This is a genomic window from Methanothermobacter thermautotrophicus, from assembly GCF_014889545.1.
GTDB classification, from domain to species: domain Archaea; phylum Methanobacteriota; class Methanobacteria; order Methanobacteriales; family Methanothermobacteraceae; genus Methanothermobacter; species Methanothermobacter thermautotrophicus_A.
In genome coordinates this window covers 1-11104 of sequence record NZ_QKOF01000001.1, presented here as the reverse complement: position 1 = coordinate 11104, position 11104 = coordinate 1, and the positions used below count along the sequence as shown (strand labels likewise).

Annotated in this window: 12 protein-coding genes and 1 pseudogene; 6 read left to right on the top strand and 7 right to left on the bottom strand. The window is 48.3% G+C overall.

Features of this window, described 5'->3' with window-relative positions; all coding sequences use genetic code 11:
• Window positions 1-124: 124 nt before the first annotated feature.
• A complete protein-coding gene (locus tag DNK57_RS00060) occupies window positions 125-304 on the top strand; it encodes a class III signal peptide-containing protein (protein WP_192961039.1) in 180 nt (59 codons plus the stop codon).
• Window positions 305-318: 14 nt separating this feature from the next.
• Here DNK57_RS00060 and DNK57_RS08925 read toward each other — a convergent pair whose 3' ends face one another.
• Together DNK57_RS08925 and DNK57_RS00055 are read right to left on the bottom strand one after the other, a co-directional pair.
• The gene (locus tag DNK57_RS08925) at window positions 319-468 is read right to left on the bottom strand and encodes a hypothetical protein (protein WP_226890878.1); all 150 of its coding nucleotides are present in this window, start codon (window positions 466-468) and stop codon (window positions 319-321) included.
• Window positions 465-866 carry a hypothetical protein gene (locus tag DNK57_RS00055; RefSeq protein ID WP_226890876.1) on the bottom strand — a complete coding sequence of 134 codons (402 nt, stop codon included), beginning with the start codon at window positions 864-866 and terminating at the stop codon, window positions 465-467. Before DNK57_RS00055 ends, DNK57_RS08925 begins: the two co-directional genes overlap by 4 nt.
• Before the next feature lie 163 nt (window positions 867-1029).
• Here DNK57_RS00055 and DNK57_RS00050 point away from each other — a divergent pair, with 163 nt between their 5' ends.
• Together DNK57_RS00050 and DNK57_RS00045 are read left to right on the top strand one after the other, a co-directional pair.
• The gene (locus tag DNK57_RS00050; RefSeq protein ID WP_192961038.1) at window positions 1030-1215 is read left to right on the top strand and encodes a class III signal peptide-containing protein; all 186 of its coding nucleotides are present in this window, start codon (window positions 1030-1032) and stop codon (window positions 1213-1215) included.
• Between the two features lie 12 nt (window positions 1216-1227).
• Window positions 1228-1401: a class III signal peptide-containing protein gene (locus DNK57_RS00045; protein ID WP_192961037.1), complete on the top strand. Its 174-nt coding sequence runs from the start codon at window positions 1228-1230 to the stop codon at window positions 1399-1401.
• 8 nt (window positions 1402-1409) lie between these two features.
• Here DNK57_RS00045 and DNK57_RS00040 read toward each other — a convergent pair whose 3' ends face one another.
• From DNK57_RS00040 to DNK57_RS00025, 4 genes are all read right to left on the bottom strand, one after another.
• A complete protein-coding gene (locus DNK57_RS00040; protein ID WP_192961036.1) occupies window positions 1410-3431 on the bottom strand; it encodes an STT3 domain-containing protein in 2022 nt (673 codons plus the stop codon).
• A complete protein-coding gene (locus DNK57_RS00035) occupies window positions 3428-5512 on the bottom strand; it encodes an STT3 domain-containing protein (RefSeq protein WP_192961035.1) in 2085 nt (694 codons plus the stop codon). The genes DNK57_RS00040 and DNK57_RS00035 overlap by 4 nt, the downstream gene beginning before the upstream one ends.
• 11 nt (window positions 5513-5523) lie before the next feature.
• Window positions 5524-6051: an inosine/xanthosine triphosphatase gene (yjjX, locus tag DNK57_RS00030; RefSeq protein WP_192961034.1), complete on the bottom strand. Its 528-nt coding sequence runs from the start codon at window positions 6049-6051 to the stop codon at window positions 5524-5526.
• An 82-nt stretch (window positions 6052-6133) separates the two neighbouring features.
• Window positions 6134-6628, bottom strand: coding sequence for a phosphopantetheine adenylyltransferase (locus DNK57_RS00025; protein WP_192961033.1), 495 nt, complete (start codon window positions 6626-6628; stop codon window positions 6134-6136).
• Between the two features lie 134 nt (window positions 6629-6762).
• On the opposite strand from DNK57_RS00025, the gene DNK57_RS00020 reads away from it, so the two are divergent.
• Genes DNK57_RS00020 through DNK57_RS00010 form a run of 3 tightly spaced genes read left to right on the top strand, consistent with a single transcriptional unit; the run spans window position 6763 to window position 10380 of the window.
• Complete coding sequence (locus tag DNK57_RS00020; RefSeq protein ID WP_192961032.1) at window positions 6763-8319, top strand: radical SAM protein; 1557 nt, start codon at window positions 6763-6765, stop codon at window positions 8317-8319.
• A 38-nt stretch (window positions 8320-8357) separates the two neighbouring features.
• Window positions 8358-9482 carry a guanitoxin biosynthesis PLP-dependent (S)-gamma-hydroxy-L-arginine cyclodehydratase GntC gene (gene gntC / locus DNK57_RS00015; protein ID WP_192961031.1) on the top strand — a complete coding sequence of 375 codons (1125 nt, stop codon included), beginning with the start codon at window positions 8358-8360 and terminating at the stop codon, window positions 9480-9482.
• Complete coding sequence (locus tag DNK57_RS00010) at window positions 9475-10380, top strand: cation diffusion facilitator family transporter (protein ID WP_320056824.1); 906 nt, start codon at window positions 9475-9477, stop codon at window positions 10378-10380. The genes gntC and DNK57_RS00010 overlap by 8 nt, the downstream gene beginning before the upstream one ends.
• Window positions 10381-10495: 115 nt before the next feature.
• Here DNK57_RS00010 and DNK57_RS09335 read toward each other — a convergent pair.
• Window positions 10496-10866: pseudogene (locus DNK57_RS09335) on the bottom strand (DUF6790 family protein).
• Window positions 10867-11104 lie beyond the last annotated feature (238 nt).

Sequence of the window (11104 nt, the reverse complement as noted above, 5' to 3'; positions counted from 1 at the left end):
GCTCCCAAGAGTAACTGTAACTGGTTATCTATTTCTGCATTCCTTTATAAAAGGTTTTTTAAAGTGAAGTTTTATATAATCCTGTTTCCATATGGTGATCTAAAATTAAATGGGGTGGATTTCATTGATAATAGTTTTTGATGAACGCGGCCAGGGAGCCGCTGAGTATATACTGCTATTTGGTGGTGTGATCATGATTGCGATAGCAACTCTCCTGATTTACAGCCAGTACATAAAAACAACGAATCCACTGAACGTGGCTGATGACCTCAATAATGTGAGAGAAAGTGTGAACACCGGTTAAACTCAAAAAAGGGACTAAAGGTTCCCTGCTCGAATCTCAAAGTATGTGATGAGGTGCCTGAGCTGTTCAGGGGCATCCTCCTCATCACTGAGGGCATAGGCAAGTTTCTGTGTTATAACCCTCTTCTGGTCAGAACCCAGCGATAGGATCTCATTAACTATCAAGGAAAATATACCCTCAGCATCAACCCCAAGATCCCCTGTTTTTGCCATGAAAATTTTTTTGAGCTTGTTAAGGCTGATTCTGATTCATGTAGGTTCTCAGACTCAAGTCTTCTTATGAGGAGGTTGATCTCAAGGGGATCCCTCTCCAAAAGGCCGAATACTATGCCATCTGGTTTGAGGGACTGGACCCTCTCAACACCGTTGTATATGCTGAGGTCGTAGCCTGTGACCGTTATCCTGCTGGCCTTGAGTAGCTTGAAGATGGCCTCATTTATTGTCTTGTCGGTGACAGCAAAGCCGGTCTTAGACCTTACCCTCTCCCCAAGTTCAACACGGCTGAGGTCACCATCCTGCAGAACTTCAAGTATCACCCTGTCGATATTGTACTTCCTTGGCATCACATCACCCTTTGTGATACTATGAACAAAACACCTTAAATATGTTGATATGGATGTGATGGCAAGAATGTAACTGAGAGTGTTATCCGCTAAATTTATAAGCGGATAAATACATAGTAGGTAGCAAGCCAGAACTGGTGAATATTGATGGAGGTGTAAGAATATGAAGTTTTTAAAGGATGAAGCCGGACAGGGTGCAGCTGAATACATACTGCTCTTTGGTGGTGTCATAGTAATAGCAATAGTCGCACTACTGATTTACAGGGCATACTTCAGCAAATCAAACCTCAACGCGGCACAGGACATAAACAACGTAAGAACAAACGTCAACACAGGCGCAGGAATCTAAGAGTAGATTAAAGTGTTAATCGAGGAAGAGGCCCAGATAAGCGCTGAAATGATACTAATCGTAGGAGCCCTCCTTGTGATAGTCATAGCAGTGGGCTCCTACATTTTCAACATTTCCAGCTCAATAGCAGGAAACATAAGCGAAGTAATCAACACCGCCCGTGACTCCACGATTAACAAACTCTAAACCTTTTTTTAGCTTTTTATAAGATAAACCTTTATCTGCCTATTTCTGTAGATGAGTGAAAAATCTTCATCCTTAACTCCCAGGATGAGTTTTAAAAGCAGTGAATTCCTGTATTTTCTATTCATCCAGTATGATCCATAAGGTGTTTCAAGAACTGTGATGTTACCTGAAGAATTTATTATCTTCTCCTCAATCACCCCATCCTTAAACCTGATCACAGAGTAGGTCCCGGCCGGCATATCACCTGAACCCTCAGAGGCTATCATGGTTATCATCTGCTGAGGGACTACAACCACTATTTTCCTTGAATCATCAGGATGTGTCCTGGCCAGTATCTGGAGGGCATCTGGCCCTGAAAATCCATACCTGTTCATCAGGACATCCATGGCCGCCCTCCTGTCCAGTCCAAGAATCTCATTCATTATCCGGTATGCTGCCATCCGGCTGCCTGTCTGATTTTTAAGGAGTATGTAAGCATCATCCCCCGAGTTTGCCAGCATCCGCAGTATGTTTAAGGAGAGGGTCCGGTTCCCTGATGAGAGTGCAAGGTTTATCCAGTAGTCCCTTGCCGTTGTAGGTATCTCCGGGTCCATTGATGATGCATACCACACGCTCCTGGCCGGTAGAGTCTCGATGTATGCCAGTCTCCCGTCATAGAGGACAGGTCTGTCAGCCTCAGATGCATAGAAGTGGCCATAACTCCAGTCAGTTACTATAACTGTATCCCGGGGAGTGTTCTCAGCTATCCATTGGGCTGATTCCTCAAAGTAATCATTGTACCCGGGCTTTAAAGCTGTTACCATGCCAGCTGATACTACAAGCTGTGCAGATACCGTGAGGACAATGAGAATGAATGATACCCCCCTAATCCACCGGAACCTGGATTCAGCGGAGTATTCAAGAACAGCTCCCACGAAGATCCCTGCAGATACTGCTAGAGGTGCTATGAGCATCATTATAAATCTGACACCCTCAATGAGCGTCAGTGCACCGGCAAGAGTCCAGACTGATAGAAAGGTTACAGGAAGCCTGGAAGAGCCAGTTCTCCGGCAAATCATATGGGCTGCTGGTATTCCAGAAGCTCCCATCAAAAGCAGTACCGGTGAGACATACCTCAGAACCCTGTCCATGGATGCTGGCTGAAGCTCAGCCACACTGGTATACGAGTCCGGCCACGGATACCAGTGGGATTTATAAATGAGATCCTGCAGATGGAAGGGGGTCATGATCATTTTAATAAGTTCAAGGTGATTGAAAAGGATGAGGAGGATGAAAAGAGCCATGAAGGCAGGTAAGAATGTTTCCAGGACATCCCTCAGGGGTCTTCCTGAGCGTGAAGTCAGTGCTAAAATGATGAACGTCACAAGAGTCACATAAAACATTACCTGCCATCCGCTCCATGTGATTGAAAATAAAAACAGGGCAAAACCCCCTGTGGCCGATAGAAGCACCCTGTTCCTTTCACTGGCATCAGCTTCAATGAAAAGGAAGAAGACCGTCAGAGACACCGTCAGAATCAGCATGTCAGTATCATAGAATCCGTATACAGTTTTTATGAGATAAAATGGCGCCGATACCAGGAGCAAGGCACCCATGAATGCGGGGATGTCCCCCTTAAACCTTTTTACAGTGAAAAAGCATATCACACCCGCAAGTGGAGCCATAAGGGCAGGTAGTATGAGGCATATGGACCTTAGACTCACCGGTGCAATAACACCAAGGATAACATGCAGGGTTAAGGCTACCAGTGGGAGTAATGGAGGATAATCCAGAGGCACGCCTGGAGGGTAATATGAGTGCAGGTCCCACACCTTACCTCCAATTACAGCGTCACCCATGATCCCATGCAGTGCCAGATTCTCTGTGAGCCTGTAGTTATAGTATGAATCGCTCTCCTGAAAGTACTGGAGTCCCTCATCATCATTGTAGAGGGGATCATCATATCCTGCGTTTAACATCCTGATGGAAAACCCGATGGCGAATATCACTGCAACCAGGAGGACTGTCCTCATATGCTGCCTCAAGATCATCTAACCCCCCAGACAGTTACAGATCCATCCCGGTATAACTTTCTGTAGTGCTGGGTGTCCTCGCCAAGCAGGACCAGTCGCACAAACATGGATTCATCATGGCCCCTGTCGGTTACCACTGCAAGGTTATAATCCACGAGGAATATTACAGAGAAGTTACCTGATCTATTCACATCAATGAACCTCACTGAGTCCCCATCCCTAACTATGAACCTGAAGGGCTTCTTACCCATCCACAGGCCGCTCCGCAGGGCGCCTTCAACATCTGATTTCCGGACATCCTTCACCACATATAAGGCACTGGAATTGCCTGAAGTGAAATTCCAGGAGCCATAGTATAGGTACCAGTAGCCTATGTAAATCATGCCATCGGTTGTGAGAACCGTGAAGTTACCCCTCCTCTCCGGGTGAGTGTATCTCAGGAGCTCACCTGCAAATTCTCCCCCCAACCCATACTTATCAGAGAGTATCCTTGCTGCAGTGGACCTTTCAACTCCAAGGATGTCGTTCAGTATCCTTACCGTGAGTTCAGTATCCCCTGTCCTCTTCTCCAGCAGTGTGACAGCATTATCCCCTGAGGAGGTCAGCATTGTAAATATGCCCTCTGATAGGCTTTCATTATCTGTTTCAAATGCCCTGAATATCCAGTAGGCCCTCTGCGTATTCTGGGATCCCCCATCAAATAGCACCGGCCTGTTCGCTGCTGCTGTTATGTAATGGCCATAGCTCCACTCGGTAACCACAACTGTGCCTGGAGAGGTCTCATTAATCAAAAACTCCATTGCATCTGCGAAGTCATCATTAATGAAAGGAACCCTGCTGATCTCCGATGCCTCCAGGACAGCCACAGATAGTATCATTATGAGAACCACCAGCACAGCAAAATATCTCACCCTTAAAGGGATTTTATCAGCTGCAGAGTCCATATAGGAGAAAAGAACCCCGAGAAATACCCCTGATAAAAATGTTAAGGGTGGTATGGCCAGAATTCCGAAGCGGATGCTCAGATAATATGCTGCGAGTGTAGAGAGCATCCACACCATTGACAGAATGAAGATGAATGGTGTGAATGGCTTAAGGTGTCTCCTGCGCATCTCATCCCTGAGCAATATGCTGACAATTACCAGGGCCCCCAGAACACCAAAGCCAAGGTTAAGGGGCCCCACAGCTGATAAAAAGGCTGCAGGTGAAGGACTCTCCAGCTCAGAGACAGATTCATAGATATCTGGCCACGGGCCGCCTGAAGCCACCGGAGCCTGGAGGTTAAGGGGATTCAGTGCATATGAGAGCTGACCCCAATTAAAGAGACCTATTAATATAACCGCCATTAAAAGTGGGAAGAAGATTCTTTTTAAGGAAACTCTCCTCCAGAATATCAAAGAGTAAATGATGGCTGATGCTCCGGTAACATAGAATATGAAGGGCCACCCTGTCCATGTGAAGGAGAATATCAGAATTGAAATTGCATAGAGAACCCCTGCAATAATACCTCCCCCTTCATCGGATTCAACAGCCAAAGCGAAGAAGAATACTGCAAGAACCGGTAAAAGACAGTTAAACATGTCAGTGTCAAAAAATCCAGGGACTGTTCTTGCAAAGTATAGGGGTGCCGTGACCGTTAAAATGGCTCCAGTGAATCCTGACAGATCCCCGGAGTACCTTCTGATGAGGAAGAACATTGCAATTCCTGCAAAGGGTGCGATGAGTGCTGGAAGCCAGAAACAGATCTCATAGAGTGTTATGTCAGTGAATATGGCCAGAAACCAATAAAGGGCCACAGATATCCATGCTATCATCGGCGGGTAAACCGCGGGCCTGCCCGGAGGGTAATATGAATGCAGATCCCAGGGGACGCCACCACTTATTGTATCACCTGCGTGCCCGTTTTTCATATAGTTCAGGGCGATACGGTAATTGTAGTAGGAGTCAAGCTCATACATGTAGGGAAGTCCCTGGTCGTCTGTGAGGTAAGCCCTCTCCTCCGGATCAACCCCATGGAGATGGACTGTATCAACCCTGAGGATGAATCCAGTGAAGAATATCAGGAGCATCAGAAGGAAAATCCTCAGCCTCTCATCCAATACACCACCACCTATTCCAGACCATAGAGGGATGGGTTCATGCGGGGTATCATTGCCATTAAAACGCACTGCTCCGTGTTACCGGTCCTGTCAAGTAGTCCCCCTGAAAGGAAACTCACCGCACCCCTCTCCCTGCCAAGTTCATCCACACCTGTGAGTTCATCCATCACATCACCCACCTCCCTCCCGGCGAGGACCTCCTCAACCACCATTGGAGGGTACTCAAATCCGGCGCTGACACCAAGTGTTATGCGTTCACCATCATAGATTGCACACCACTGAAGATCAACAAAACCCGTGATTGTCTCTGGAACCCTGTGGAGTCCTGACTCGATACCAACACTGAGTTCACAGTCACTGAAGGCCCTTCTGGCACGGTTCACCGCCCCCCTGACAGTTTCATCGAGGCCCACTGGCTGATCAGGGACCCCTGATTCCACTTCAATGCCCCTGACCTCAACTTCACCGTATATCAACCTGAGGACGTTCTCTGTTGCCCTCACCTTAACAGGATTTTCTGAGCCGACATTGACCCTCATATAAACACCGCCGGAACAGTTTTAATGGATTATATGGCTCCTGATATTCAACCACAGAACTCTCCAGAACTCAAGAGGCCATTCACTCCTTCCTCCTTCTAAGGGCCCCGCGTATCCTCCTTATTATGTGGCCCATGCGGTCTATCTCACCCCTCCTTATCCTGGTGGATGATATTGGCAAACCATCATCAGCCTTAACCATGTCGATTGTTATGATGTCCAGTTCCCTGAACCCCCTCTCCCTCCTTATTTCATTGATCTCATGGGCAACGGGTTCTGTCTCCCTGCTCACGACTATCGCCTCAAAGGCCTCCTCTGTGACTGTGGTCCCATAGGGATCATCGAGTCTCATGACATGATAATCGGCGTCCTTATCCTTCAGGTACTCCTCAAGGTTCTTCATGCGGACGCTGCAGGGCTCAATACCCTCGCCCTTTGCAGCTGCAAATTCATCGGAGGTCACACCGATCATCACAGTCTCCCCAACACGGAATGCCTCATCAAGGAGTCTTCTGTGGCCCTTATGGAACCTGTCAAAGGTACCTCCAACTGCAACCAGTGAATACTTCCTCTTCATGGTATCATCTTTAAAAGTCAATAACCCATAGGGCATCGGGATTTATAAATCATGCCTAATAACCGGATGGATAAACTCCAGCATCCTCATTCTGAAGGAGCAGTTTAAGTGCATGACCCTACCAATATAATCTCATGGAACTCAGGGAGTACAATGTCATCGTCAAGAACCCCCGACGGGTTGACCTGAGGGTTGCCTCATGCTACCCCAGCCCATACTCCACTGCCATGTCATCACTTGGTTATCATATTATTTACCACTTTCTCAACTCAAGGGATGACACATGGTGTGAGAGGGTCATACACCCCCACAGCCGCAGCTTTGAATCAGGGAGCCCCCTGAGGGACTTCGATGTTGTGAGCTTCACCATCCACTACGAGGAGGACTACCTCAGGGTCCCAGGCATGCTGAGGGATGGTGGCCTGCCACCCAGGAGGGATGAACGCACAGGGCCCCTTGTCATAGCAGGCGGCCCCTGCATCACCTCCAACCCTCTTCCCCTCGCAGATTTCATCGACCTCTTCATAATAGGTGAAGCAGAACCCGTCCTCGACATGGTTATGGACAGATGCCTTGAACTGGATGACCCCCGGAATGAACTCGATGAGTTCAGGAACATAAAGGGCGTATATGTGCCCGACAGCCCTGCGGAGAGGGTGATCGTTGAGGACATGGATCAGGCATGCCACCCCGTGAGGCAGATAGTCCCTGTTACCGGTGACAGGTCCCTGACACCATCCCTGGGAAGGTCATACCTCCTCGGAGTTTCAAGGGGCTGTTCAAGGGGCTGCAGGTTCTGCATGTCAGGTTACCTCTACCGCCCTAAACGTGAAACATCACTAAGGAAACTCATTGACCTCTCAGAGAGGGGTTGCGAGGCCACAGGTTACAATAAGGTTTCCCTAATAGGTGCAGCGGCCTCCGACTACTCCCGTATAGAGGAACTCTGCAGTGAACTTGTGGAGATGGGGCTCCTGGTTTCCATGCCCTCCCTGAGGATAGAATCTGTTACCCCTGAACTCATGGAGTCACTCATCAGGGGAGGTCTCAGGACAATAACAATGGCGCCCGAATCAACCATGAAGCTTAGAAACAGACTAAACAAGCCCATAAGTGACGACATGGTCTTTGAGAAGACCAGGAAGGCCCTTGAAATGGGGCTGCGTGTCAAGATGTACTTCCTGATAGGAGCACCCGGTGAGACCCGTGAGGACCTTGAAGAACTGGCGATGCTCATGAGGGATCTTTCAGGGATCAGGAGGGGGCGGGTGAGCTTCAGTGTAAATCCCCTCATCCCGAAACCACACACACCCCTTCAGTGGGAGGGCTATGACCCGCGTGAGATGAAGCAGAAGATAAGGTTCCTTGGCAGACTGGTTAGGGGGCTTCCCGTAAGGATGGGGAGTCCGCGGGCCGGTCTCATACAGCACGTCCTATCCACTGGGGGTCCTGAAATAGGGGAGCTCATAGAAAGGGCATCCATATCAGGGGTTCCGCTGAGGGAGTGGGAGGCTTATGCTGGACCCAGGACCCCGGGTGAGATGCTGCCATGGCACAATATCAATGTGGGTTTGAGGGAGGACTTCCTGATGGAAGAATACATTAAGATGAAGGATAACAGATTAACACCATGGTGTGAAGAATCAGGCTGCTATGGTTGCATGGATAGCTGCCCCTCACTCAAACATTGAGAAAGTGTTCTGAGATCCAATTAACATAACTAAAGGCGATGATCATGAAGAAATTTGCCTCCCGTGTGAAGGATATACAGCTTTCTGAGATAAGGAAGATCTTTGATGTTGCAGGCGAGGATACAATAAACCTTGGCATAGGTGAACCAGATTTCAGTGTCCCTGATCATGTCAGGGAGGCTGTTAAGGATGCTGTTGATGAGGGCCTGACCCATTACACCTCCAACATGGGGATGGAGGAGCTGAGGGAAGCCATAGCAGATAAACTCAAAAGGGAAAACAGGGTTCATGCTGAACCAGAATCAATAATAGTGACGGTTGGTGCCAGTGAGGCCATATTCATGTGCACCCACGCCCTCCTTGAAGAGGGTGACCATGCCCTCATACCTGACCCGGGGTTTCTCTCATATGATGCCTGTGTCAGGCTCTCAGGGGCGGTGAGCATACCTGTGCCCCTCAGCATGGATGAAGGGTTCTCAATGAGCCCGGAAAGGGTTGAATCACTCATCACAGAGGATACACGTGTCATAATAATGAATTCCCCATCAAACCCCACCGGGAGCGTCATGGGAAAGGATGACGTGAGGGGGATTGCTGAGATCGCAGAGGACAATGATCTGATAATAATATCAGATGAGATCTATGAGAAGATACTCTATGATGGAGAACACTACAGCCCGGCGCGGTTCACAGATAACGCCCTCATAATCAACGGGTTTTCAAAGACCTATGCAATGACGGGTCTCAGGATCGGTTACGTTGCCGGGTGCGAGGATATAATCGAGGAGCTCCTGAAGGTCCACCAGTACAACACTGCATGTGCACCCTCCATATCTCAGTGCGCAGCCCTTGCAGCCCTCAGGGGACCCCAGGACTGTGTCAAGGATATGGTGGACGAGTTTAGAAGGAGGCGGGATCTTATGTTCAGTTCCCTCACGGATATGGGCCTTGAGTGTGTCCTGCCGGGGGGTGCATTCTACATGTTCCCCCATGTTGGTGATTCAGAGGAATTCTCAAGGCTTTCACTTGAAGCAGGAGTTGCAGTTGTCCCTGGATCCGCCTTCGGGGATGAAGGAAAAGGTTACGTGAGGATGTCCTATGCAACATCCTATGAACTCATCGAGGAGGCCATGGAACGACTTAGAACTGTATGTGGTGTTTGATTTGGAGGAATCTGAAAGGATACGTCTTGGAAGACGCGCTGCCTTTGCTGGTATAGGTGGTAATGTAGTGCTGACATCCCTCAATTTTCTGGTCGGTGTATCATCGGGGAGTGTTGCGCTTGTTGCTGAGGCAGCCCACACACTCTCTGATGTACTGACATCTGTGATAACCTATATAGGCTTCAGGATAGGGCAGCGCCCCCCTGACAGGCAGCACCCCTACGGTCATGGACGGGCTGAGGCCCTTGTCGGGCTTGTTGTTGTGGTCTTTCTTGGTATAATATCCTATGAGATACTTTTGGAGGCCTACCGTAAGCTCTTCACTGAACTGGCGCCGCCAGATTACACTGCGGCCCTGATGGCTGGTTTCGGGATAATCGCAAACATTGCAATGACCACCTACATTGGGCGTATCGGCAGAAGGATAAATAGTCCAGCAATTGTTGCAGATGCCCAGCACCAGAAGGTTGACATATTCTCCTGTATCGCGATAATGGTCGGGGTTGCAGGTTCACATCTGGGATTCAGATTCCTTGACCCCCTTGTTGCTGTGGTCATAGCGGTCCTTGTTCTGAAGACCGCCTTTGATGTTGGACGTGAGAACGTTAACAACATACTGGGGGCGGTCCCATCCCCTGAGATCATGGAGGAGATAGAAAAATCAGCCATGTCGGTGGATGGGGTTATGGGACTGCACGAGGTCCGCATAAACTACTTTGGGCCCTACGCCTCTGTTGATCTGCACATTGAGGTTGACGGGGATATGCTTCTCAGGGATGCCCACATGATAGCCCATGATGTTGAAAGGAGAGTCATAGAGGATATCGATATAATAAAGATTGTCAATGTCCATGTCTGCCCTGTGGGAGAGAAGTCCCGGTGCCTTGAATGGTCATAGATCCTTGATGAGACTTCATCGGCAGATTAAAAAACAGGAAGTACCATCTTCTGAATAGTGGTTGTAGTCCCTCAGAAGATGATAACCATAAAGAAAAATAATCAAAGGATTAAGATTAACAGATTAACCCTGACTTTTCCTGAGAAATTATTCTATGGTAAACCATGAGCAGAATCAGCAGAAGTGGGATGACTATATCAATGTATAGGGGGGCGCCGACATTTCCCGGAGAATAGTTAAGGTTAATTAAAGCATCCATGATGTGCCCTAGGCAGCTCCAAGGTAAAATACGCTGAAACCGATTATGGTTGCCATCCAGAATTCTCCACGAAACTTCCAGGATAGTAGGCCCAGCACACCAAATGATAGGTTCGCAAAGGCAACTTCAAGCTGGAATGGACTTCCGGTGGGCCATCCTATATACGTTGCAATTATATCCAGCATAAAGGCATGCCCAAGGAAGGCCCATAGTGAACCCAGTCCCACCTGCACCGTTAGAATTAAGAGAAGAGCTATTTCAGCAAACTTTTCAGAATCCAGGATGATCTGTTACGATAAGATGACCAGAAATGGTAAGGATCGTTAATATTGGAGTATGTTTCCATTTTCCACACCTGCATTTAAGTCTATGCAGCTCTGTGGAATATAATTTTCAGTTATTTTTCAATTATGAGTATGAGGGTGGTCTGGCAGTGAAGTGGGCTTCCCACAGCAAAAAACCGCA